General features: G+C 44.2%; 23 protein-coding genes and 1 tRNA gene. 17 read left to right on the plus strand and 7 right to left on the minus strand.

Annotation, left to right across the window (positions count from 1 at the left end; all coding sequences use genetic code 11):
- Positions 1–2 precede the first annotated feature (2 nt).
- Together HRR27_RS02430 and mobF are read left to right on the plus strand one after the other, a co-directional pair.
- Positions 3–1952 carry a type IV secretion system DNA-binding domain-containing protein gene (locus HRR27_RS02430; protein ID WP_173270406.1) on the plus strand — a complete coding sequence of 650 codons (1950 nt, stop codon included), beginning with the start codon at positions 3–5 and terminating at the stop codon, positions 1950–1952.
- Between the two features lie 11 nt (positions 1953–1963).
- Positions 1964–4951, plus strand: a complete 2988-nt coding sequence (mobF, locus tag HRR27_RS02435; RefSeq protein ID WP_173270409.1) for a MobF family relaxase — start codon at positions 1964–1966, stop codon at positions 4949–4951.
- A 132-nt stretch (positions 4952–5083) separates the two neighbouring features.
- Here mobF and HRR27_RS02440 read toward each other — a convergent pair whose 3' ends face one another.
- From HRR27_RS02440 to HRR27_RS02455, 4 genes are read right to left on the minus strand one after another with little or no spacing between them, the layout of a single operon-like run.
- On the minus strand, positions 5084–5467 hold the full coding sequence (locus HRR27_RS02440) for a hypothetical protein (RefSeq protein ID WP_173270411.1): 384 nt from the start codon (positions 5465–5467) through the stop codon (positions 5084–5086).
- 3 nt (positions 5468–5470) lie between these two features.
- Positions 5471–5956 (minus strand): helix-turn-helix domain-containing protein, encoded by a 486-nt coding sequence (locus HRR27_RS02445; RefSeq protein ID WP_173270413.1) that lies wholly within the window; start codon positions 5954–5956, stop codon positions 5471–5473.
- Positions 5949–6233: a hypothetical protein gene (locus HRR27_RS02450; protein WP_173270415.1), complete on the minus strand. Its 285-nt coding sequence runs from the start codon at positions 6231–6233 to the stop codon at positions 5949–5951. The genes HRR27_RS02445 and HRR27_RS02450 overlap by 8 nt, the downstream gene beginning before the upstream one ends.
- Entirely contained in the window at positions 6220–6423 is a 204-nt protein-coding gene (locus tag HRR27_RS02455; protein WP_173270417.1) for a hypothetical protein, read from the minus strand. The genes HRR27_RS02450 and HRR27_RS02455 overlap by 14 nt, the downstream gene beginning before the upstream one ends.
- A gap of 131 nt (positions 6424–6554) precedes the next feature.
- Between HRR27_RS02455 and HRR27_RS02460 the strand changes: the two genes are divergently transcribed.
- Positions 6555–7553, plus strand: a complete 999-nt coding sequence (locus HRR27_RS02460) for a hypothetical protein (RefSeq protein ID WP_173270421.1) — start codon at positions 6555–6557, stop codon at positions 7551–7553.
- 11 nt (positions 7554–7564) lie between these two features.
- Here the strand turns inward: HRR27_RS02460 and HRR27_RS02465 are convergent, their stop codons facing one another.
- From HRR27_RS02465 to HRR27_RS02475, 3 genes are all read right to left on the minus strand, one after another.
- Complete coding sequence (locus HRR27_RS02465) at positions 7565–8485, minus strand: Abi family protein (RefSeq protein ID WP_173270424.1); 921 nt, start codon at positions 8483–8485, stop codon at positions 7565–7567.
- 64 nt (positions 8486–8549) lie between these two features.
- Entirely contained in the window at positions 8550–8888 is a 339-nt protein-coding gene (locus HRR27_RS02470) for a hypothetical protein (RefSeq protein WP_173270427.1), read from the minus strand.
- 10 nt (positions 8889–8898) lie between these two features.
- Positions 8899–10119 (minus strand): site-specific integrase, encoded by a 1221-nt coding sequence (locus HRR27_RS02475; RefSeq protein ID WP_173270430.1) that lies wholly within the window; start codon positions 10117–10119, stop codon positions 8899–8901.
- 83 nt (positions 10120–10202) lie between these two features.
- Between HRR27_RS02475 and HRR27_RS02480 the strand changes: the two genes are divergently transcribed.
- The 14 genes from HRR27_RS02480 to HRR27_RS02545 all read left to right on the plus strand — a co-directional run bounded on the left by HRR27_RS02480 (position 10203) and on the right by HRR27_RS02545 (position 25210).
- The gene (locus HRR27_RS02480; protein ID WP_173270434.1) at positions 10203–10493 is read left to right on the plus strand and encodes a helix-turn-helix domain-containing protein; all 291 of its coding nucleotides are present in this window, start codon (positions 10203–10205) and stop codon (positions 10491–10493) included.
- Positions 10494–10864: 371 nt separating this feature from the next.
- Positions 10865–12715: a beta strand repeat-containing protein gene (locus HRR27_RS02485; protein ID WP_173270438.1), complete on the plus strand. Its 1851-nt coding sequence runs from the start codon at positions 10865–10867 to the stop codon at positions 12713–12715.
- Positions 12716–12745: 30 nt separating this feature from the next.
- A complete protein-coding gene (locus tag HRR27_RS02490) occupies positions 12746–13096 on the plus strand; it encodes a transposase (RefSeq protein ID WP_173269095.1) in 351 nt (116 codons plus the stop codon).
- The gene (gene tnpB / locus HRR27_RS02495; RefSeq protein WP_173269097.1) at positions 13093–13422 is read left to right on the plus strand and encodes an IS66 family insertion sequence element accessory protein TnpB; all 330 of its coding nucleotides are present in this window, start codon (positions 13093–13095) and stop codon (positions 13420–13422) included. The genes HRR27_RS02490 and tnpB overlap by 4 nt, the downstream gene beginning before the upstream one ends.
- A 17-nt stretch (positions 13423–13439) precedes the next feature.
- Complete coding sequence (gene tnpC / locus HRR27_RS02500; protein WP_173270441.1) at positions 13440–15014, plus strand: IS66 family transposase; 1575 nt, start codon at positions 13440–13442, stop codon at positions 15012–15014.
- Positions 14938–17832, plus strand: a complete 2895-nt coding sequence (locus HRR27_RS02505; RefSeq protein WP_173270444.1) for a beta strand repeat-containing protein — start codon at positions 14938–14940, stop codon at positions 17830–17832. The genes tnpC and HRR27_RS02505 overlap by 77 nt, the downstream gene beginning before the upstream one ends.
- Positions 17833–18045: 213 nt before the next feature.
- Positions 18046–18441 carry a DUF6447 family protein gene (locus HRR27_RS12795; RefSeq protein WP_197905425.1) on the plus strand — a complete coding sequence of 132 codons (396 nt, stop codon included), beginning with the start codon at positions 18046–18048 and terminating at the stop codon, positions 18439–18441.
- 204 nt (positions 18442–18645) lie between these two features.
- Positions 18646–19071 (plus strand): nucleotidyltransferase substrate binding protein, encoded by a 426-nt coding sequence (locus HRR27_RS02515; RefSeq protein WP_173270447.1) that lies wholly within the window; start codon positions 18646–18648, stop codon positions 19069–19071.
- Positions 19061–19375, plus strand: coding sequence for a nucleotidyltransferase domain-containing protein (locus HRR27_RS02520; RefSeq protein WP_173270451.1), 315 nt, complete (start codon positions 19061–19063; stop codon positions 19373–19375). The genes HRR27_RS02515 and HRR27_RS02520 overlap by 11 nt, the downstream gene beginning before the upstream one ends.
- A 159-nt stretch (positions 19376–19534) precedes the next feature.
- A tRNA-Thr gene (locus HRR27_RS02525) sits at positions 19535–19610 on the plus strand.
- A 279-nt stretch (positions 19611–19889) separates the two neighbouring features.
- Entirely contained in the window at positions 19890–21281 is a 1392-nt protein-coding gene (locus HRR27_RS02530; RefSeq protein ID WP_173270454.1) for a mannose-1-phosphate guanylyltransferase/mannose-6-phosphate isomerase, read from the plus strand.
- 39 nt (positions 21282–21320) lie between these two features.
- Positions 21321–22091: a SapC family protein gene (locus HRR27_RS02535; RefSeq protein WP_173270457.1), complete on the plus strand. Its 771-nt coding sequence runs from the start codon at positions 21321–21323 to the stop codon at positions 22089–22091.
- A gap of 29 nt (positions 22092–22120) precedes the next feature.
- Positions 22121–23449 carry a TolC family protein gene (locus HRR27_RS02540; RefSeq protein ID WP_173270460.1) on the plus strand — a complete coding sequence of 443 codons (1329 nt, stop codon included), beginning with the start codon at positions 22121–22123 and terminating at the stop codon, positions 23447–23449.
- A 72-nt stretch (positions 23450–23521) separates the two neighbouring features.
- Positions 23522–25210: a type I secretion system permease/ATPase gene (locus HRR27_RS02545; RefSeq protein WP_173270463.1), complete on the plus strand. Its 1689-nt coding sequence runs from the start codon at positions 23522–23524 to the stop codon at positions 25208–25210.
- Positions 25211–25380: the final 170 nt, after the last annotated feature.

A 25380-nucleotide genomic window follows, 5' to 3' on the forward strand; every position in this document is an offset into this window, starting at 1 on the left:
CGATGGCATTAACTCGTAATGATACGCTCAGCCAGCTGTCTGCTGGTTGGATGCGCAGCCGTTATTTTGTTCGTGATTTTATGGGGCAGTTAGCCATTTTTCTTGTTGTGGCGCTTTTGATGTTGGGCTATGTGTTTTATCAATGGTATCAAGCGATGCCTGCTGAGGATTTGAATTACCTTTGGTGGTATTGGAAAGCCTATTTTTGGGGTGTCGTGTTGGTATTACCAGAGCATCTGGTTGTGCTTCAATCGGGTGATGAGGTCATACGTTTGCAAGCACAAGAGGTTTTAAATAATAGTCGATTAACGGACTTTGTAACTATTCACTATGCGCAACTACAAGAGCAAATTGAGCAAGCCTTGCCCTGGGGCATTGGTGCATGGTTATTGTTAGCCAGTTTGTTTTTCTGGGGAGGTAAACGACAGCGTGATAATGAATTGCTTGAAGGTGTTCAGCAAATTCCCTTGAGCACTTACCACCGTTATCTGAAAAAGCACAAGCTCAAAAGCCTTTTCAAACTCGGTAATGCTTTTTGGACAAAAGGAGCTGAAAAACAACATCTTCTGATTGTTGGCGATACCGGTGCAGGGAAGAGTCAATTATTGATTCAACTGCTCAAGTTTATCCGCAGTTTAGGGGATATGGTGGTGCTCTATGATCCTAAAGGGGATATGGTGCGAGATTTCTATCAACCCGAGTTGGATGTGCTTTACAGTCCATTTGATCAGCGGAGCTCAAAATGGGATGTCTGGCAAGATTTAAACACGGAACAAGCACTGGAAACCTTTGCGGAAGCGGTGATTAAAGATTCCCCTGGAAAAGACAATTTCTGGGCAAAGACAGCCAGAATGGTATTGGTCGCCGCTTTAAAGCAAGGTCGAAAAGAACACCTGAGTTTTGTGCAAACCATTCAAAAGTTGGTGAATAGTGATCTTGAAACACTTTCTGAATGGTTGCAGGATTCAGAAGTGGCCAGTGATTTTTCAAACCCAAAAACTGCGGCAACGATATTGTCTGAACTCAAAAGCCAAGCAAGGGCTTTGAAGTATCTCGCAGAGAGTGATTTAGGTTCTGAACAAAAAAATTTCTCAATTGAATCGTTTTTTTCGGAGTGTTTTGAAAAACTAGACGCTGCTGATAAGGGCACCAATAAAACGACGATGCCGTGGTTATTTTTGCCGGTGCAAAAGAAATATAAAGCCAGTGCTAGACCTATTATGGCCGCTCAAATAGAACTCATCTCAAACTTCATTCTCTCTCAGTCCACCAATCGCCATCGCCGAATCTGGTTTGTAATTGATGAGTTACCGAGCCTTGGAAAATTATCCGCATTGCCAGAACTGTTAGCCGAAGGTCGAGGCTATGGGGTGGCCATGATGTTAGCCATTCAAAATTTTTCACAGTTGCTGAAGCATTATGACAAAGATGATGCGCATAATTTAGCCGGACAGTGTGCAAGCCTCGTTGCACTTCGTACCTCTGACCCCCAAACAGCTGACTATCTAACCAAACGTTTTGGCAAGCAGATTCGCAAAGAAGTGCAGACCAACCAGTCGCTTTCCAAAGGCAAAGCCGGATCTTTCTCTCAGGGCCAATCTGAACACATTGCCGAACGAGCGGCTGTGAGTGAAACAGAACTGTCATCCTTGCCGGATTTGAAAGCCTTCTTTAAAGCGAAGGGTGTGGCGAATCCTGTGAAAATCACTATCCCCATTACCCATATGGAACCCATCAACGAAGCGCATTGTCCAATCGATGAATGTCGTCTGTCTGATTGGAGTGGTGATCCTTCTAAAAATGATGCCGATGACATTGGCGAAAAAATCAAGACGGTATCGGTGACTCAGAGTGCTGGTGACTTGGATCTGCGCGATGGATTGGAGAGTCTGTCTTCCAGTACAAAACCACCTCTATCCTTAAAACCAACTGTGACCACTTGGGATATTTAGGAGGCAAAACGATGATGAACGTCACCGCTTTAACCTCCGCCGGTGGTGCGGCGGGGTATTTAACCCAAGACAACTACTACTTGGAAAAAGGAGAGGCGTCTGCTCAGTTTTATGGAAAGGGTGCTAAAGAGTTGGGATTAACTGAGCAAGCTGTGACAAATGAAAATGTCACTGCGTTACTCAAAGGCCAGTTACCCAGTGGCACTCAGGTAGGTAAACCTGATAATCATCGACCAGGGTGGGATGCGACCTTTTCCGCTCCCAAATCTGTGTCCATTCAAGCCTTAGTGGCTGGTGATGAGCGTATTCAAACCGCACATGATCAAGCGGTTAAAATCGCGCTTGATCACTATGAAAATCATCTCACGACTCGACAACGCGTGGACGGGAAGATTGAAAAACAGATTACTGGTTCACTGGTCGCAGCGACGTTTCAGCATCAGACCTCACGTAACCTCGATCCACAGCTACATACTCATGCGGTGGTGATGAATATCACGCAAGGTCAAAATGGCGATTGGCGCTCGGTGTCCAGCGAATCGCTTTACCGGATGCAACGGGAACTCGATCAGGTCTATAAAACAGAACTGGAGGCCCGCTTAAATGCGTTAGGTTATAGAACAGAGAAAACTGAGCAAGGCTTTGAACTCAAATCCGTACCAGAATCTGCAAGGCAAGCGTTTTCAACCCGCTCAAGCCAGGTAGAAGCCGAACTGGCAAAACATAATCTCACCCGTCAAGATTCCACCGCTGAGCAACGTCAAACCGCCACCCTTAAAACTCGCCAAGCCAAGCCTACCGAACAAAATCGTGAGATCTTGCAACGCGGATGGCGACAACAAGCCAAGGACATAGGCTGGCAACCCGAACTAAAGCCCGAGCAAGAGATTTCACAAAATCAGAAGCTGTTATCAGCACGTGTTGAGCACACCATTGCCGTCCTCACTGAAAAAGATGCAGTGATCAGCGAGCACGCCATCTATCGCCATCTTAATGGGTCTGACCAAACAGCAGTCAGTAAGCAGCAATTAGCTGATAACTTAAATCAACTCAAATCCGAGGATAAATTACACAGCCGGGAAATCAGCGCGTTTGATCGTCATACGCGTTTAAACCTTATAGAACCGGCCATTGTCACTGAACAAGGGCGACAATTGGAGACGCAGATGCTTAGCACAGCGGATCGTATGAACCAACCACAGTCTCCTAGTTGGCTAGGCAAAATCAGTCCCTCTTTGGAGAAACTGGCTTTGAACAGTGGCTATTTTAAAGGCGGTGCGATCACGTCACCCAAAGCCGCTGCCAAACAAATTGACACAAAAATTGCATTGGCGGCACTTAAAGGCCATCATTGGACGGCTGAACAACGTCAGGCCGCCATTGGCATTCTCAGTCATCGAGGAAATCTGACACAGTTGCAAGGCTATGCTGGCACCGCCAAAACTTCTTCAGTGCTGGCCTCGATTCGTGACATTGCCCAGCGTGAAGGTTATACAGTAGTGGCTATTGCACCCAGCCATGCCGCAAGCCAACAACTGCAAAAGGATATTCAAGCAGATAGGGCGCTGACCACCAGTGGTTATCTTGCTCAGATGCAATCCGGACAACTTTCAAAAGAACTGGGTAACTCAAAAGTCTTAGTCATACACGATGAAGCAGGCCTGGCCTCCACTGCACAGATGAGGGATCTACTTGTGCAAACTGAGAAAAACGGACATCGATTGTTGAACAGTGGTGATCGTTATCAAAAAGCCAGTATTGGTGCCGGTAGTGCCTTTGGACAGTTGATGGATCATAAGGTGCCGACTTATGAATTGACCACGATCTTTCGACAAAAGGATGCGGATTTAAAACAAGTCGTTGAGCACAGTTTACCCAGTGCCCCCAAAGTCCAGGAAGCCATGCGGTTGCTGAACGAGAAAGGGCGCATACAACAAATTAAATCCTCAGAAGAGCGCATAAATCTTTTAGCTGGCCAATACACTCAGCTCACACCGGAACAACGTCAGAAGACACTACTAATTGATCCCACGCGAAAAGGCGTGGATGCACTCAATGCAACCATCCGCGAACAGCTTCAGGAAAAAAGTGAATTGCCTCCGAATCAAATGACGGTCAAAACACTTCACTCGCAAGACATTGCTAAAGTCGACCTTGAAAAAGGTGCCGTTGGTTCGGTGTTTACAGTCGGCCAGGTGATCACGTTAAACTCGCAATCACTTAAACATCAGGATAAGGACTTAGTAAAAGGCACGAAATGGCAAATCATACAGCTCAACCGCGACAGTAACTCACTGAATGTTCAATCCATGCAGCAACCTGACCTTGTCAAAACACTTTCTGGCAAGGAGTTAATCAAAACCCATGCGAGTGTTTCTGAACTGAGAGACACGCCCTTGTCAGTGGGGGATGAGGTGCGTTTTACTGCTTCTGATTCTAGCAAAGGCATTTTGACCAATGAGGCGGCCACCGTTAAAGGGATTGATCCGCAAACTGGTGAAGTCCATCTCTCAAAAGCCAATGGTCAAACTGTGACACTGGATAGCAAGCAAGCCCTCAATTTAGATTATAACTACGCTAAAACAACTTTTTCCAGTCAAGGGCAAACGGCTGAACGAGTGCTGTACCATGCGCAGAGCACCAGCACGAATTTGATGAACCAACGAGATTTTTACGTGGGCCTCAGTCGCGCCACTACTGAGATTACCGTGGTTACTGACTCAAAACGCGATCTGTCGGATCTCATTGAAAAATCGACGGGTGAAAAACACTCTGCACTTGAAAAAGACACTAATTCAAATAGCCAAACGCTTTCTAGAGAAAATGATTCTCAAAGTAAGAGCAATACCGACAAAAGCATTGAATTTTCTACTTCAAAAGACTCAGATGACAAATTCCATTCTCAATCGGAATCAGTCAGTAAGGAGACTGAGGATCGTACCTCAGTCGATTCTGCCACGCGTGAAGAAGCTAAATCGGCTGATATGGATCGTGATTAAGAAAAAAACTGCCCACCCCGGCATTTTAAAAACGCCCCTTCAACAGTGCTCAAGGGGCTTTTTTTTAAAATCAAGGACTGACCAGCATCTGCGTGCTCGTCAGTGGGATGCCCCCCCGGTTTTTTTAGCCGCTTAACGCGCCTTTGATTGCAGTCGCGCTAGGATGCTTTTCAGTTGCTCACGCCCATGATGCCTTGAGGCCTCATCGATTGGCGATAGGTGTGGCAAGCTGGCTTGCTGGCGCTTGGGCATACAGCTGATCAGCTGCGCCGGACTTGGCCATTCGGTTACCGTGCTGGCGAGTTTTCGGAAAGCTCTTTCGATGCGCGGTGCATCAAGCGGTTGATCCCAGCTAATCGGCTGTTCGGCTAGAGCGATTAGCCAAGCCTCACACAGTGCGTATACATCTTCAGGGCTTCCAGCAAAAGGTGCGCGTTTTAAGCGCAGAGCCATCAGTAGTTGAATGCCCTTAGCCACTTCGACAGAAAGCCATTCAGGCGCTTCTTGTTGTGTCATGGTTTAACCTCCTTTACGATTTGCCAGAAAAGCCTGTATTCCAGCACTCGCTGATGAGAAATCGCTGGTGCTTTTGCCCTTTTGAACCATTGATTGATTTTGGGCGGTTATTCCTCCTTTATCTTTATTTTTCAATGTTTTTTCTATATCAGCCGGCTGAGCAGGAGTGGCTGACCGTCGCGTGGTTTGACCATTCATGGTGAGACCATCGGTGGTATTCTGAGGGATGGTTGACCAAGTGTGAATCCACTTAAAGCGACCGTCGGGCATCTGCTTCTTTTTTTGTCGAAAATATCCGTTTTTTTGCAGTTCCAGACGAATTTTTCGCCATTTTTTCTCAGTGATACCGAGTATCGTGCAGAGGTGGGCGACACAAAGCTTCCAACCCGGTGGGCGACCGATTAGCCAAGCCAGCACCAGTCTTGCTTCAAGCGATAGCTCGCGCGCTTCTAAGATACGCTGGGGCACTTTTGCATAGGGCTCAGTCATGCGCGCCTCCTTGCGGGACTTGTGTTTTTAGCCAAAAGGTCAGGTCTGAAAGCATTAGATGCTGGCGAGTCAAGTCGATGACTTTCTCTTGGAACAGCTCAGCGTCTGAAGAATCCAGCCCATCGCAGCTGTACCCAATGTCTAAAAGAGTCTTTTCAACTCGAGTGTCGATAAGCGAAATTGCTTCAAAAGCCTGCTCACGCTCAAGCGAGGCAAGGGCTTCACCGCGCAGTAGGGCTGTGCGCACCCTTTGATGGATTTGCTCAATGTTGGTCATCGTCAGCACCTCCTCGAAGGTTTTGAATAGCGTTGCAAAGGCTAATCTCTGTGAAATACCAGCGACCGTTGATGCGCTCAGCGCCCTTAATCTGACCAGCGATAATCTTTTTGCGGACGGTTTCTGGCTGCTGCCCGAATTTTTGAGCAGCCTTAGAGAGAGGAATAAGTTTTTCTGAAATTTGGTGCATGATTTTTTCTCCATGAGAATGCTGTTAATTACTGTGTTTTGCCGCGACATGGAGGAATTTTGCTACAAGTTTTGATTGTTTAAAAATGTTTTGTTAGAATTAAACAATCCATTTTGTGTTTAGGTTATATTATGATTCCAAAAAGTGATTCTGAAAGGTACTGGGCTGGTTATGTAAATGAGCAAACCATGAAGCCAGTGAATTATGTGATCGACCTAAAAGAGCCATTTTTCTCAACTTCAACTCATCCCAAATACTTTGGTCAAGAACTGAAGGAGTTTTTGAAGTACCACAGTGTGCAACTTGAATATGCGGGTTATGAACTTTTGTCGGTAACCACCGAAGGTTTTGATGTTTATATTCAAGGGTTAGGTAGGGATAGAACGGAAAACTTACGGTATGACTTGGAAGGTTTTCAAAATGTCCGAGATTTTTGGAGTGAAAAGGAAAAGTATGACGAATCAGTCTACCTAGCACCTTCTCAAGAGCAGTTGAAGAGGGCGGTTGATGCACTTCATTTTGCACACATTCACTTTTGTTCTGCGTTGCCAATAGTATCTGGCTTAGATTCAGAAAGTTTGAATGATTATATGGAGAGAGGTATTTCCAATACTTTTGCTCATCAATCATCAAAATCACTTTTAAAAGGGGAATTTCATCTTGAAGATACCAGAGAGGAGCGTAGTAAGGCATTAAAACATTGGTCAGAAAAGGTGAAAAGCCAGAAATCAGAAGAATCATTCGCGCAATTAATTTTGGCTTTTGATGAGGTGCTTAAAGATTTGTTGATTGACTTTAATAATGCAGTGAGTCCTCGCGAAGCTAGAAAAATGGCGGCGTCTCATGCGAAAAAAAATTCATCAAAGCTGACCATTCATCTGACTAAATTTTTAGATTTATGTTTAGAGGAGGATTTGCCAGAATCCAGAGTCAATCAGCTTATTGCAGAGGCAGGCTTGAAATTACCAGCCACATCTATCCATAACTGGATGCATAAGCGAAAAAAGGCTCGACTTGGAGATTTTGATATTTCTCAAGATAAAACCTCTGAAGAGGCGTTAAAGAAAATAGAAGAAGGTGTTAATAAAGTTAGAAATAGCGAAGTCTTTTTGAAACTAAACAATAGTTAGTGGTTATTTGTTTAGTATCGATTCAGCTCATTTCGGTGGACTAGATTGTACTTTGTAAATAAACAATCTATGTCTGAAGACCAATTATTGGGAAGTGGAATATGATCTAGATAATATTCAACAATGAGTTTCATAGTGGCAAAGCTTTCCGGGTTTTGAAAATGGATTTTTTTGCGTTTATAGTTACTGGGTTTAACTCGGATAGGCGAGCGCAGTATTTGCGCATGGTGTGCGGCATGGTTTCTCAATACGGTTAATGAATGAATCCAAGAGCGAAATACCTCAGGCTGGTCAATGTCAAATTTCATACTGATGGCTTTTTTGACGGTCGGGTCTTTTAGGATCGAATAAGTTTTTGACCAGAACCCAAAAGACACGATTTCTGAAACCGCCCAACTGGGCGGTAACTCAGGCTGATCGTAATGCTTGTAATAGTGCTGAACGAATGTTCGCTTTTGTGCATTTTTTAGATCTTCACGGATCTTATAAGTGAGCTTTTCATGATTCCATTCACGTGTATTGTTAAAAATGCTGTCATTTAAGAACCAGTGCGCACCATAGCGAAGACTCAGAGAGTTTGACATGACAGTTCTGATGGCTACTTCGATTCGATCAATAGCATTGATGATTAGGCCTCTTAATTCCCTATCAAACTCATATTGTTGACGTAAATACTCAAAATCAAAAGATTCCGGAAAAGATTTACTTTCTGGATGAATATAGTGGTGAAGATAGCCCTTTAATCGATAGGCGCCGACAAAATGAAAATAAGCTAAAGCGACGTCGTATTGGCGATCCGCGACAATCAACCCATTGCGGATATATTTATCGAGCAATGCTTTTGGCGTCAGTGGCTCTTTATCATAGGGTTTTTTCATGTGGTGGATGAAATCAATCGTGAATTTTAGATATAAAAAACCCGCCTTTTGCACTTCTGATTTAACAGTTCCCTACCCGAAAGTAGGAAGTGTGGCGGGTATGTTGTTTGTAATCATCTTAGTTTTTTTGCTTCTTGTCAACTATTTGTGACTTGTGAGGTTGAAATACCGAGTCATTGCAGGCTTCCAACGTTGACAAGATTATTACATTAGAAACAGGGGTTAATGCCAATTTCTGTTCATGGAAGAGAATAAAGTCTCTTGTGGTTGCGGACAAACTATAGCTCTTCGCAAGTCCTTCAATAACGCGGAATAATTCGCTTTGTGATAAAGGGTTTTTAAGGGTGGACGCGTCTGTCATATTTTGCAAAGTCTTAGGTTTAAATCCACCGCTACCCAAAAATCTAACAATTATCGGCATCAGCGTTTGGATGTCCTGTTGAAAATATTCTGTCATGGTATTCCTCTTAACAGGCTGTTTTGGTCTTGGCTTGTATTAATGGTAAATCATTTGCCGCATCAGGCATGGCTTGAGCCATAGGCACATGACTGATAGCCACGCTCGCAGCCGACAACAAAGAGTCCTGCGACAAATGCGCATACCGCTGAGTTGTTTTAATCTGCGTATGCCCCAACAACTTCTGCACCTCATACAAAGAACGACCACCATTCACTAAAAAAGACGCAAACGAATGACGCAAATCATGAATCCGCAAATCCCCTAAGCCAGCACGCTTACGAGCCACATCCCAAGAATAAAAAATATGCTTATAAGGCTTCAAAGTCTCAACATTCGGAAACACCCACTCACAATTATCAAAAGTAGGGACTTGGTCCAATAACCGAATCACCCCATCAGACAAAGGAACATAACGAGTTTTACCCGATTTATTAAACTCAATCTTCCAGCGACGTCCCTCAATATCAAAGTCAGACCACTTAGCTCGCAACACCTCAGACTTACGAGCTCCTGTCAATAACAGCATAGACACAATGTATTTCAACATCTTCGAGCGAGAAGACCCCAAAGCCTCAAACAAACGTTTAGCCTCATCCTCAGACAAATAACGCTCCAACTTATTATTTTCAGGATACAACTCAATACCTGAGGTTGGATTCTTCTCCAAAGGTACTTCCCACTTAATGGCACAGTTAAAAATATAGCGAGTCAAAATAATGATTCTATTCGTCGAGCCGGGCTTATGAGACTGCCGATGCTTAGCGAACAACTCAATCATGTGACGACGACTCACTTGATCCATATAAAGCCCACCAATAGCCGGCAAAATATGATTTTTCAACAAAGATAAATCTGTACCCCACGAGCGCTTATAGCCCTTAACATGAGGCATATAAGACTGTTCAACGAATTCACGAAAGGTTGGGATGTCACGCAACAATTCAGCTTTTGCAAAAGGGTCTTTGCCTAAAGCAATTTGGGCGAGTTTTTGTTGGGCAAGTTCTCTAGCATTATTGAGGCTTAAGGCACTAGCATCAACTGCAGTCAGTCGCTTCTCGATTAATTTATTGCGTTCATTTTTGTAGCGAATGTAAAAAGTTCGCTTGCCTGTTTGAAGCACTTTTAAAAGCAAGCCATTTACTTTTGTGTCAAAATAATCAGACTTATTTTTGCCTCGTTCTGGTGTGGCTGAGTCAACAAAGCCTTGAGTTAAGGTTTTCTTTGGCATTTTGAGATCCTTTTGAGTTTTAATGATTCATATGTGACTCAAATGAATCACCTGGGACTCAATATACTTTCAGGTGCGCAAATATGCAAGAAGAATTTGATGAAAATGTAAAAATTGCTCTGATTTTGCGAACAATTAGAGGAATGCTGGGAATGTCTCAAACAAAGTTTGCTGAGTTTATAGGGCAACCAAAATCCACCATAGCTAGAGCTGAAAGCTTGATTCTGCCGTTAAAGGTTGATTTATACTTTAAGATTTTGAAGTCAATGAAGGATCAGGGGATTGAAATTGACGCCTTTGCAGATGAGCCAACCTTTAAGCTTTCAAAAGGTTTTATGCTTGTAGAAGAAAAGAAACTTAAGAATGGCCAGTAGAAAATGCTTAGATGAATGTTTTTTGCATAACCTATTGTATTTGTTGAATAAAAATTGATGTACTTAACAGCTAAAAGACCTATCAAAATGAATAGATAATAGAATATGAGTGGAATGAATCATATATGGCTCGTTTGAATCAAAAATTCCTATTTTAAATCAATTATTTGCACGAATGACTCACTTGGTCGTTGACTGCAAGTGCGGATGATGTAAATGGTACGGATGGTAACGATACGATTGAAGCAGGTTCTGTTCAGGCTGGTGGTGCTCACACTCTAGGTGCATCAGATACACTAGATGGTGGTGATGGCACAGATACTATCAATATCATTGAAGATCGTGCTACTGCTACAACTCTTTTCCCGAACATGTCAAATGTTGAAAACGTCAATGTTCAAGCGCTAACAGCGGCTGCAGTCGATTTCACGAATACCACGGGTATTGAAACATTAACCAACAGCCAATCAGTTGCTAATACAACCATCACAAACCTAGTTGACGATGCAACCTTCAACTTTGTGAACACTGCAACAACTATGGACGTTGGTTACTTCAATAACAATAACGCAGACACCACGGTTGATGTGATGATGGATCAAGCAAATGGTTCTTCATTAACTTTAGGTGGTACTGCTGCCACTGCTACTGCTGCCACGACGGCAGTTGCAAACGCTGTGGACACGTTGAACGTGACGCTTGACAACGATACCTATGCAATCGGTGCAGGGACTTTTACCGGTCTAAATGCGACAGGCAACCTAACGACAATCGATCTAGGTGGTGATGCCACAGCAACTACGGTTGCAAATATGACAGCTGGTGGTCTAACAGCAAACGTTACTACTTTTGACGCGTCAGATTTAGAAGGGACTCTTGTTGCAAACCTACTCGGTAACAACAACGACGTTTCGTTCATGGGTGCACAAGGTGCAACAACGGTTGTTATCGGTCAAGGCGACAACACAGTTACCATGCAAGACGCAAATGACCTAGTGGTTCTATCTTCAACTGGTTTTGATGCGAATGACATGATGGACGGTGCTGGTGGTATGGATACTCTTGAAATCCATGCAAACATTACTGACAGCTTGCAAAACAATGCGGCAACAAATGTTGGCGGCTTAGACGACGCTACGGATGACCTAGTTCTAGCGGTAAATAACGTGTCAAACTTCGAGCGTTTGATTCTTGATGTTTGGACGCAAACAGTTGAATCGATTGATTTAGATGTTTCACTAATCACAAACGGCATCAACACGTTTGCGTTTGATGACACATTCGAAGATGTTGATTTTAATGGTGATTTAATTAGTGCTAACGTAGATGATCTAGACGTCACTGGTGTGGTTAACGTTACTAATGTAACAGCTGCTCAAGATTTCGAATTCTTAGCGGATCAAAGCAACGGCGCTAACGTGTTCACTTCTGCAGCTGCAGGCGAAACACTAAACGTTGAGCTAGTTGGTCACGATTCAGCTCAAGAAATGACAGACGCTGATTCTTTAAACATGACGGCTTCTGGTTTCACTACAGTAAACTCAACACTAACGAATGTTGATGTAAACGGTGATGCACAAGGTACGCCAATCAATGGTGTGGCTCAGGCTCTTGGAACCTCAACACTGACTGCAGCGATTGATGATGGCGCAACATTGAATGTTGACGGCACAACGGGTCAAGCATTTGTTTCAGCAACGCTAGGTACCGCACCGACAGCAACTGATTCACTAACGCTAGATGCGTCTGCATTGAATACGCTAGCGGGTACAGATATTGACCCGACTGCTGGTGTAACAACTGTTGGTGATAACGTATTTACTGTTCAAGCAGCGTTAAACTCTTCAACCATTACAACCACTGAACAAGCTGATACCATCAATGCTTCAAACGGCGATGACATGATCATGGCGGGTGCAGGTAACGATACGGTTTTCGCTGGTACAGGTGATGACACTGTATTCGGTGGTGCAGGTAATGATGCAATCACAGCAGGTCAAGGTGTAGATACGCTAGACGGTGGTGAGGGTGATGATACTTTCAACTTCACGTTCGGTACAACTCCGGCAACAGAAGGTCTGACTTCTGCGGATACCGTAATCGGTGGTGATGGTAACGATACCGTTGCAATGCAAGTAGGTGTGACACTTAACGATCAGGTGTACAACAGTAACCGTCCGGTAAACACCTCTTACCAACCACACTTATCTGTGAATAATTAGGTGCCCACGTATTTTAAATGGGCACTTATTATGACAGACACACTATCAACGCTTCCCACAGTCAAAAAGATTCGCCGTCGCTACTCACGGGAATTCAAACAGCAGGTTTTGACCGCTTGCGAGGACCCTAACACCTCGATTGCACAAGTGGCTCGAGACTACGGCATCAATGCCAATCAAATACAGAACTGGAAGCGTCAGCTTAAAAAACGCCATGCTTCCCAAGCGGCATTTATTCCGCTGGTCTTGAACGATCTGCCGCCGTCATCGCCTCAAACGCTCTTGGTCGAACTGCCTGCACCTCAAGGCAAGATTGCTGTGCACTGGCCTGTCACAGAATTGGCCAAATTAAGCGCCTTTGTCAAGTCGGTGCAGTCATGATTCGCATTGATCATTATTGGCTGGCGACTGAACCCATGGATATGCGTGCAGGACCCGATACCGCATTAGCTCGTGTCATTGCCGTGTTTGGTGAGGCCAAGCCCCATCATGCGTATCTGTTTGCCAATAAGCGTGGCAATCGAATGAAGATACTGATCCACGATGGCTTAGGCATCTGGCTGTGTGCTCGACGTTTGAATCAAGGTAAATTCCATTGGGCTGAGCTGTGGCGCGGCGATTCCGTGACACTCTCACCTGAACAATGTCTGGCTCTGGTGCAAGGCTTGCCTTGGCAACGGCTCGAGACTTCCTTATCACTGAGTTAGTCTTTATAATCCGCGGCATGAAAACAATGCCAAACCTCCATCAACTCTCTGCCGACCAGTTACGAACACTGGCGGCGCAGTTATTCATTCAGGTCGAGACTCAAGAAGCTCGTCTTCAAGAAAAAGACCAACGCATTGCGGCCAATGCCAAAGAGATTCAGCACAAGACCCTAAAAATCGATCAACTCACCTATGAGTTAGCCTATCTCAGACGTTTAAAATTCTCACACAAAAGTGAACAGATCAGCGCCTTACAGATGACACTGTTGGATGAAGTGACCGATGCCGACATTGCGGCGATTGAATCGGAACTGGATGCGCTTAGAGACAAAACCGACACAGCGCAACCAAAGAAAAAACCTAAGCGTCAGCCGCTACCCGAAAACCTACCTCGTCTTGACATCCGTCATGATCCCGAATCCACCACCTGTTCATGTGGCTGTCAATTACGCCATATTGGTGAAGACGTCAGTGAGAAGCTGGATTATCTGCCCGGGACGTTTCAAGTGGAACGTCATATTCGCTCCAAATGGGCGTGCGATGCCTGTGAAACTCTGATTCAAAAACCGATGCCCCCACAAATCATTGACAAAGGTCTGCCAACCTCTGGGTTACTCGCACATCTGCTCATCGCCAAATACGCTGATCACTTACCGCTGTATCGTCAAGCTCAGATCTTTGAACGGGCCGGTGTTAAATTACCCAGTTCCACTTTAGCCGAATGGGTCGGCGTCTGTGGTGTTCAACTTGAACCGGTGGCTCAAGCACTCAAAGACTTTTTGCTGACGCAACCGGTCTTGCACGCCGATGAAACCCCAGTGCCCATGCTCAAGCCGGGGAATAAGAAAACCCATAAAGCCTATCTGTGGGCCTACACCAATCCAGCCAATGCACAACATAAGGCGGTGTATTACCACTTTAGTGAAGGACGAAACGGCAAGTTTGCACGAGAAGTGCTGCAAGACTGGAAAGGCGCACTGGTGTGTGATGACTATCCTGGGTACAAAGCCAGTTTTAAACAAGGCGTGACCGAAGTCGGTTGCATGGCGCATGCCCGTCGTAAGTTCGTGGAACTGCATGAAAGCGGCAAAAGCACGATTGCCATTCAAGCCATTGAACTAATGGGGCAACTTTACGCGATTGAAAAAGAGATTCAACCCTTAGCCCCAGAGGAACGACAGACCATTCGGCAGCAAAAATCCAAACCGATTATGGACTTGCTGCTCAAATGGCTGCAGGTCCATCGAGAAAAAGTGCCCAAAGGTGGGGCAACGGAAAAAGTGATTCACTATAGCCTGAAACGTTGGGATGCCTTAAGCCGATACCTCGGAGATGGCCGCCTGCCCATCGATAATAACTGGGTGGAAAATCAAATCCGACCTTGGGCGTTAGGTCGCAAGAATTGGCTGTTTGCCGGCAGTCTGCGCAGTGGTCAACGTGCGGCGAATATTATGAGCTTGATTCAATCGGCCAAGAATAACGGCCTGGATCCTTACGCCTATCTCAAAGACGTGCTTGAACGCTTGCCCACCCATAAAGCCAGTCAAATCGACCAACTCCTACCGCACAATTGGCAACCTAGCAACCGGTGATTGCCGGACGCTTACGTACAACAACTGGTCTGGTGTTGAAAATCTACAACTTGCTAACGCAGCGAATACCGTTTCTGTTAACTCAATTGCCAATGCAGCGGGTCTAGAGACTGTTATCGGCGGTTCAGCTAATGACAGCATTAATATTGGTGAAGGTTTCACAAACGCACTAACCATTGACCTATCTGCGGATGGTGTTGATACGGTTGACGCAACCAATGCTAAAGGTGCAATGACTATTTTTGCACAAGATGGCGATTACAACGGTGACACCATCACAGGTGGTACAGGTTCTGATACGGTTCAAATTGAAGCGGCGAATGGTACGGCAAATCTTACAGGCATGACTGCTGTTGAAAACGTATCTATTACGTCAGATGCAACCACAAATGTAGCTGGTGTTGCAGCAGTTGAAAGCACCACAGTTATCCTGGGCGCAAACAACATTGCAACTAACGGTTCATTGAATATCAGCGCTGCGGACATGGTTGGTTACACGAATGCCGCTCAAGTTACAACAAACCCATCTGCAACGATTGATGCTTCTGCTGTTGCAACGAATGGTACTGTAAATGTAACCGGTTCTATCGGTGCAGACACAATCTACGCGACAGCAAATGCTGATACCGTTGATGGTGGTGCTGGAAATGACACTATCTATGGTGGTCTAGGTGCTGATACCCTTACTGGCGGTGCTGGTAACGATCAGTTTACTTATGCAGCGGTAGCGGAATCTTCTGCAACGAACACCGATACAATCACAGACTTTGCTGGTATCACTGCTGGTGTTGTAGGTGACCAAATCGTTGTTAACTCAGGTATTTTAAGCGGTCTTACACTGAACTTCGCTGGTAACCAAGCAGACTTCGCGTCAGCACAAGGTGCAACCACTCAAGGTGATGCGTTAATTGACTATGTATTCCAGACGGATAACAACACACTATGGGTTGATATCAACAACGACGGTACGCTAAACGCTGACGATCTACAGATCAAGCTTGATGGTGTAACAGCGCTTACAGGTGATAACACTGGTAATACTGCAACAAATGATGTAATTGCGGCCGATTTTACCGTGGCAACTCCAACAATTGCTCTAAACAGCGATACTGGTTCATCAGCTTTTGACGGTATTACATCTGACAACGTTGTCAATGTATCTGGTTTAGAAGCAGGCGCTACTTGGGAATACTCTCTTGATAATGGTGCTACCTTCACTGCTGGAACAGGTACTTCTTTCAACCTAACGAATGACACTGCTTATGCAATGGGTACAGTTCAGGTACGTCAAACAGACGTAGCAGGCAACACTAGCTTAGCTGGCTCAAACGCTATGGCTTGGACAGAAGATTCGACTAACCCAGCTGCACCAACAATTGCTCTAAACAGCGATACTGGTTCATCAGCTGCTGACGGTATTACATCTGACAACGTTGTTAATGTATCTGCTTTAGAAGCAGGCGCTACTTGGGAATACTCTCTTGATGGTGGATCGAACTTCACTGCTGGGACGGGTACTTCTTTCAACCTAGCGGATGACACCACTTATAACATTGGTGACGTTCAGGTACGTCAAACAGACGTAGCGGGCAATACTAGCTTAGCTGGCTCAAACAACGCTATTGCTTGGACAGAAGATTCGACTAACCCAGCTGCACCAACAATTGCTCTAAACAGCGATACTGGTTCATCAGCTGTTGACGGTATTACATCTGACAACGTTGTTAATGTAACTAGTCTAGAAGCAGGCGCTACTTGGGAATACTCTCTTGATGGTGGATTGAACTTCACTGCTGGGACGGGTACTTCTTTCAACCTAGCGGATGACACCACTTATAACATTGGTGATATCCGAATTAAGCAAACGGATGTAGCGGGTAATACTGGTTTGGAAGGTCTAAACACTTCAGTGTTTGTTGAAGACTCTACCGACCCAGCTGCACCAACAATTGCTCTAAACAGCGATACTGGTTCATCAGCTGTTGACGGTATTACATCTGGCAACGTTGTTAATGTATCTGCTTTAGAAGCAGGCGCTACTTGGGAATACTCTCTTGATGGTGGATCGAACTTCACTGCTGGGACGGGTACTTCTTTCAACCTAGCGGATGACACCACTTATAACATTGGTGACGTTCAGGTACGTCAAACAGACGTAGCAGGCAACACTAGCTTAGCTGGCTCAAACGCTATGGCTTGGACAGAAGATTCGACTAACCCAGCTGCACCAACAATTGCTCTAAACAGCGATACTGGTTCATCAGCTGCTGACGGTATTACATCTGACAACGTTGTTAATGTATCTGCTTTAGAAGCAGGCGCTACTTGGGAATACTCTCTTGATGGTGGATCGAACTTCACTGCTGGGACGGGTACTTCTTTCAACCTAGCGGATGACACCACTTATAACATTGGTGACGTTCAGGTACGTCAAACAGACGTAGCGGGCAATACTAGCTTAGCTGGCTCAAACAACGCTATGGCTTGGACAGAAGATTCAACTGCACCGCTTGCAACAAACACTAACGCAGCATCATCAGCAACAAATGATAATGTTATTGTCGAATTCAATGACAACATTGGTAATATCGACACATCGTTAATCACCTTGTTTGCAAATGGTGTTCAAGTTACCGTTGCGGGAAGCACTGTAGTTATCAATGGTAATCAGTTGCAAATCGATACAACTTACGATATTCAAGTTGGTGATTCTATGGATGTAGCTTTTGCCGCTGGCGCTGTAGAAGATATCGCTGGTAACGATATTGTGGCATTGGGTGTAGCAGATGATCCATACGCAGCTGTTGTTGCAGCTTAATCCCTAACCTAGTTAGAGATGCCAAAAGTCACCGTAAGGTGGCTTGCGGTTAACGCAAATAAACCCTCAACCTCGGTTGGGGGTTTTTTCTACATAACGATTTGGTTTTTCTCTGCTCAAAGCCTTGAAAAGCCCGTATAAGTCCTTATTTAGAAAAGACCCTAATAGGTTTTAATAAGTAAATTAATCAAAAAAATAATCAAAGGAAAACTCATGGCGAACATCACCATTGATGGCAAAGAATACGACCTAGAATCACTCAGCGACAACGCACGTGCCCAACTTGGCTCCATGCGTGTGGCAGACCAAGAAATCGCCCAGCTGCAATCTAAAATGGCACTCGCACAAACCGCACGTAACGCCTACGCTCGTGGTCTTGCTCAAAACCTGCCAGAGAAAGAAGCTTCGGCGAACAAAAAGAAAGATGTGGTCACGATTGACGGCAAAAAATACAATACAGAAGACTTCTCAGAAGACGCTAAAAAACAAATCGGCATGCTACGTCTAACCGACCAAAAACTCACCGCACTGCAAGCTGAACTAGCAATGGCGAACATGGCACGTGTGGCCTACGGTCAAGCCCTAAAAGCAGAGCTAAACGCAAAATAATCTTGTATAATTTTGCCTCAAAGTCGACATAGTACAATGGGTCGTGACAACGGAATTTGTAATCCGTCGATTTCAAATTCAAGTCTTGATGTCGGCACCCATTCAAACCCTGGCTACTCATGCCGGGGTTTTGTGTTTTTGAGGATGTGATTGTCTTTATGTGCGACAATTTCCTTTGCGATATTTTGTAAACTTGGAGCTTTTATGGAAGACATTCGCTGGTCACAACGGTTTAATCACTTCAAAAAAGCTTATGCTCAGTTAGTGGAAGCATTAGCCTTAATGGAAGAAAGGCCCTTGTCGAATATCGAAAAACAAGGGGCTATTCAAGCGTTTGAGTTTACTTACGAGTTGGCTTGGAATGTTTTGCGTGATTATTTGATTTGGCAGGGAGCTGAAACCATTTCTGGTTCAAGAGATGCGATTCGAGAGGGCTTTAAACGAGAATTGATTTCCGATGGTCATGCATGGTTGGCCATGTTGCAAGATCGTAACCGCACCGTGCATACCTATAATGAAGAAACCGCAATGCAAATTCTAGAGAACCTACAGAATCGTTATGCGGTTTTGTTTGCTGAGTTTTTTCAAACCTTCAAAACCAAACAGCAGCAAATACAAGATGAATTCTAAACCACAGACATTTGGTTTATCGGTAGAAGATCTTGCACAGTACCAAGCGGTGTTTGCAAACTACCCGCAAATCGAAAAAGTCATTCTTTATGGTTCCAGAGCAAAAGGTACTTATCGAGCGTCTTCAGACATTGATTTAACCATTGTCGGTGATTTGGACTGGTCAACCTTTACTCGGCTAGAGAGTGAGTTGGACGACTTACTGTTGCCTTATCAGGTGGATTTATCTTTGTACTCACAAATCGACAACCCTGATTTAATCGAGCATATTCAACGTGTCGGTAAGCCGTTTTTTAAGAGGTAATGCAGTCAGAAATAGTGAGGAAATCTACTTTTCTCTTGGTTTAAAAGTGCTGGAAGAAAATTGGCAAGATAATGGCTGATTTAGGTGGTTTTCTGAGTTCCGCTTATGCGTTTAAATTTGCATTAAAGGTAAAAAAATACGTTATAATTTGCGCCTGAAGCCGACATAGCACAACTGGTAGTGCAACTGATTTGTAATCAGTAGGTTGGGGGTTCAAGTCCCTCTGTCGGCACCATATCTCAAGCCCTAGCAGATTGACGCTGGGGTTTTTTGTTTTAAGATACGTATTTTTTTGTGGCCATCATTGCCATTGATAATGCAAGGTTGCATTATCCCTTTGCTTCAAGTAAGTTTTTTATCTGCTAAGTTTTTTGTTCATTGGCGATGAGTATTTTTGTCTTTAGAAAGCGAGTTGGTAGCTATAATTACTTAATCTTAAAAGTGGTTTTGTGGTAAATTGTTTGCCTGATTTTACTTAGGTTTGACGCCTTTTCTGGCCGATTTATGTCGTTCTATGATTAATATTCTTATGTGTGGTGGTGTCGGTTCACGCTTGTGGCCGTTAAGCCGTGCCCAGCTTCCAAAACAGTTTGTGCGTTTGTTTGATCAAAAGTCTTTGTTTCAAGAAACGGTTTTGCGCAACAGTTCGATTTGTTCCGATACGTTTATTGTTTCTGGTCAAGACCAGTATTTTTTGGCACTCGACCAATTAGGGCAAATTAACGCCAGTTCCGCCTACTTTTTATTAGAACCGATGGGCAGAAATACCGCTCCTGCGATTGCGATGGCGTGTATGTTGTTGCCTAAAAATGAAACGGTTCTGGTGTCTTCTGCAGATCATGTAATTAAAGATTCTGCGGCATATCAAAAAGCGGTACTCAAGGCGGAAGCTTTGGCGGATGAAGGGGCTTTAGTGACTTTTGGCATTCAGCCAAGTTATCCAGAAACTGGGTTTGGTTATATTGAAGCCGACGGTAATGACGTACTTTCTTTTAAAGAAAAACCGTCATTGGCTGTTGCTGAGACGTTTTTGCAACAGGGCAATTATTACTGGAATTCCGGTATGTTCTGTTTTCAAGTTGGGACTTTTTTGGATGAGTTGAAAGCCTGTTCTCCAGAGCTATTTGCGGCGTGTCAACGCGCAGTGCAGAATATTGAACATGATGATATTCATTATCGAGTGGCACCCGAGTTAATGCAGGCGATTCCTGACATAAGCATTGATTACGCTGTGATGGAAAAATCTAATAAAGTTAAGGTTGTGCCTTGTGATATTGGTTGGTCGGATCTCGGCAGTTTTGATGCCTTGTATGATGAGGTTGCAGAGCGGGATGCCAGTAATAATGCAGTGTTAAATTATTCAGCGCATCAGCCAAAACTGATTAGCATTGATTCCAAAAATAATTTGTTGGTTGGACATGGTCGTCAAGTTGCGTTTGTTGATATCGAAGACTTGCTTGTTGTTGATACCAGCGATGCTTTGTTGATTTCAAAAAAAGGCAGTTCGCAAAAAGTTAAGCAAGTCGCTCAACAGGTTAAAAGCTTGAAACCACAGTTGGTTGAGCATCACGATTTGGTGTATCGTCCTTGGGGTTCTTATGAGGTTTTGGCGTTTGGCGATAAATACAAAGTAAAGCGTCTTACGGTAAAACCGGGGTGTAAATTGTCATTGCAAAAGCATCTGCATCGTAGCGAACATTGGGTGGTGGTTTCCGGTACAGCATTGGTCACGATTGAGAATGAGAGTTTTCTCTTGAAACCGAACGAATCGACCTATATACAAATGGGTAACCTGCATCGATTGGAAAATCAAGGCAAAGTAAACTTGGTCATGGTAGAAGTGCAGGTAGGTGAATACACCGGTGAGGATGATATTATTCGTGTCGCGGATGATTATGGTCGTTAGGTTTGTCTATGCGCTGTAAGCGTAACTAAGGAGAGTCTTTTGGGTTTTATTGCCGTTAGTTCGGAAAAACACCGTGAATTTGGTTACGCTGCAAAGCAACCTTTTAAATTTGCGGCGATGTTGGATTTTTTACCGTTAAGTTATGAAGAAATTACCAAGCTAAATGGTCTTTTCCCTATCTGTTTTAGACACGTATCAGGGCGTATTGAATTTGGTATCCCTACTCATTTTATAGCGGCGAATAATGCCTTGGTACACCCGGGTAATGGGAAGTTTTTATTGCCGTATGTTCCGGCGGTTTTGCGTCGTTATCCTTTTCAATTGGCGAAGCTTTCAGACGGTAAAATGTCTTTGGTGGTTGCAGAAGAAGCTGATTTTGCAAAACACCATGGTGATGCGATTGTGGATGCGCAGGGTGCGTTAACCGCAAAAGGTAAACAACTTCAGGAATTTTTAGTTAAGTTAAACGCTCGGTTTGAACAGATGCAAAAGGCTTTGCAACTTTTGGCGAAACTGCAGTTATTCAAACCGATTCGGTTTGAATTGCCTGAAACCGTTGATGTTCCAGCACGCGCTGATTTATTGCAAATCGATGAGCAGAAGTTGAATGCCTTAAGCGCACAAGATTTACTTGAATTGCGTGATGCTGGGGCTTTGCCATTAATTTACAGTAATTTGCTGAATGCGCATTTATTGCCGCGTTTGTCTCAGGCGGTTGAGGTGTTTGCTAAGCTAAACCAAGGTGTTAAAGCTGAGGTGGATTTGCAAAAAATGTTTGATGACGATGATACTGATGTTTTGAAATTTTAATGCGACATCAGATAAAAAATAGGTTATTTATGAAGATTCAGACTCTGTTTGCAGTTGGTTTTTTGACGTTTTCGGGATGGCATTCAGCGTATGCAGAGATTCCGTTACAGAATATAAGTTTACCGGAAACGGTTGATATTACTTTGTCGCAAAATGCTGAGCTTTTAGCGAAATCGTACCGATTAGAAGCGGACAGCCAGCAAATCAATCAAGCCGAGGCAAAAAACCGTCCGAATATTCGTTTAAACGGCAACTATGGTCGTGGCGACTTTGATATTAATGGGGTATCCGGTGTGATGGATACGTATAATCGTGCCACCGTCTCTTTAGTTCAGTCTCTTTATTCCAAGCGCAATGATCTTGGTGTGGAACGCGCCTATTTAGGGGTGGATGCAGCGGGGACGCAATTTGAATTGGACAAAGACGGCAAGATTTTGGAGCTGGTCGAAGTTTATTTGGATTACTTAAAATATCTTAAGTTGTTTTCAATTTCGCAGTTGGAACTTGAAGACCATGTGATTAAGGTTGAGCGTTTACAGGCGCTGTTGAATCGTGGTTTGGCGACCAAAATGGATATGTTAGAAGCAGAATCGAGTTATGACATTCTGCAATCTAAAGCGGCGCAGATTGAAAATGATATGCGGATACGCAAGGTGCGCTTACACCGTTTACTTGGGGCACCTGTAGAATCGGTACAAGCGATTGATGAGAATTTATGGCAGCGTTCTAAAGAGATTCTTGGACATCGTTATTGGTTAGAGACATCGTTTAACAATCATCCTAGTTTGTTATTGGTTCAGCAGCAAGCGCGTTTGGCGAAAATGGATGTTGACGTTGCTAAGTCTGGCTATTATCCGGAAGTCGCTCTTCGCGCTGAGGTGACAAAAAGTGATAGTTTAGAGACCTCGATTGAAGGCAGTAAGCGTTTACAGATAGAGCTTAGTGTGCCGCTTTATGATGGCGGAGATACGGATTCTCGGGTTACCCAGTCGCGCGCTTTATTGGAAAGTAGTCGTTACCAGTTGCAAGATCGTAAACAGTTTTTGCAAGTTAAGCTTGAAGAGACGATTGCACGTATGGACGGTAATTTGAAGCGAATTAATGCGTTAAATGAGACCATTGATTCCAGTCGCGCTTATTTGGATGCCGCGCAAAAGGGATTGAGTTATGGATTGCGTGGTGTCTTTGATGTACTTGAGGCGAAGTCACGGGTATACGATAGTCGTCGCCAATTAACGAATGAAATCTATGACAATCTGCTAGCGCAGTTTGAGTTTTTATATTTAATTGGTCGTCTCGATAGTGCCACCATTGCTGCGTATTTAGAAAAAGACTTTTCAGTGGTTTCTTTGCGCTAGTCTCGTCTTTCGGGGGAGTATTCCCTTATATTTTATGGTTCGTAAATTTAAAAAATAGTTATTGGATGCAGAATGCAAGATCCTAAAAAAACGGAAATACAGAAAGCCCTAGGCAGTGCGCGTAGTGCGTTTATGTCGGCAGGGTTTTTTAGTTTGTTTATCAACCTATTGATGCTAGTACCGGCATTGTATATGTTGCAGCTGTATGACCGTGTTATAACCAGTCGCAGTGAAGATACGCTGTATATGCTGACCTTGATTGTGGTGATTTTGTTTATCACGATGGGAATTTTAGAGTTTATTCGTTCAAGAATTTTGATCCGTGTCGGTAATAAACTGGATACGTATTTGAATGAAAATCTGTTCTCGGCGATGTTTAAGCGTTCTGTTAATGAGCCTGGGCAAGCTACGGCGCAACCGATTTCTGATTTGACAAATGTGCGTCAGTTTTTAACTGGCAATGGTTTGTTTGCATTTTTTGATTCGCCCTGGGTGCCAATCTATATTGCGATTCTGTTTTTATTCCATCCTTATTTTGGTGTGTTTGCGATTTTTGCTGTAGTGGTGTTAATTTCGTTGGCATTAGCAAATGAGTATTCAACCAAAAAACTGTTGGCAGAAGCCAATATTGAGAGCATTCAATCGAGCAACTTTGCCGGAGCCTCACTTAAAAATGCTGAGGTGGTTGCGGCGATGGGGATGGAGCCTAGCTTGCGTGAGCGATGGTTTCAAAAGCATCTTAGCTTTTTGTCGAAGCAATCGGATGCCAGTGACCGCGCCAGTGTGTTGTCTAACATCTCTAAAAATTTACGTTTGCTATTCCAGTCTTTAATTTTGGGCTTGGGCGGCTGGCTTGCTATTCAAAATGAGGTAACGCCGGGAATGATGATTGCCGGTTCCATTCTGCTCGGGCGAGCTTTGGCTCCGATTGATTTAATGATTGGTTCTTGGCGAGGTTTTGGTGCGGCGCGCAGTGCTTACGGTCGGTTGAATGAGTTGTTTAGTAAGTATCCGGTTAAAGATAAGCCGATGGCTTTACCCGATCCTGAAGGCAATTTGGAGGCTCAGAATTTGGTAATCGTCCCGCCAGGCGGACAAGTTCCTGTGGTGCGTGGAGTCTCTTTTGAGTTGCTCAAAGGGGATATGGTGGCGATTGTTGGCCCAAGTGGTGCCGGTAAGTCTTCGCTTGCACGCGCGTTGTTGGGTGTTTGGCCTTTGATCGGCGGTAAAGTCAGGTTGGATGCAGCAGACATTCATGCGTGGGATAAAGACCAGTTAGGGCGCCATATTGGGTATTTGCCGCAGGATATTGAGTTATTTGATGGTACGGTGAGCGAAAACATTGCGCGTTTTGGCGAGTTGGATCCTCAAAAGGTGGTTGAAGCCGCTAAGATTGCCGGTGTTCATGAAATGGTGTTACGCCTGCCGCAAGGCTATGACACTCGGTTAATGGGCAATGCGGGTCTTTCCGGCGGACAGCGTCAGCGTATTGGTTTGGCCCGCGCTTTGTATAATCGACCGAAGCTGGTGATTCTGGATGAGCCAAACTCGAATTTGGATGACCAAGGCGAACAAGCTTTAGCGAGTGCCTTACAAACTTTAAAAGCATTAGGAACGACTACGGTGATCATTTCTCATCGTAAGCAGATTTTGAAACACGTTGATAAGATTTTGTTAATGGCTGAGGGCCAGTTAAGAGGATTTGGCCCTAGAGATGAAGTCTTGACGGCGTTACAGTCAGGTCAAATTTCGTTGAAATGAACCTGAATTGACGTTAATCGTATTGTGTGATGCGGTTGATTAACGTCTTTTGAGTGCGGTGCACTTTTTTAATCTAAAGAAGCACAGAATAGGCTTTAATTGATTTTAGTGAGGAATGTAGGACGTAAAGTCTAACAGTGAATTTGCCCTTATTGACATTGTCTATCGGG

Source organism: Thiosulfatimonas sediminis, from assembly GCF_011398355.1.
Taxonomy (GTDB): Bacteria; Pseudomonadota; Gammaproteobacteria; order Thiomicrospirales; family Thiomicrospiraceae; genus Thiomicrorhabdus; species Thiomicrorhabdus sediminis_A.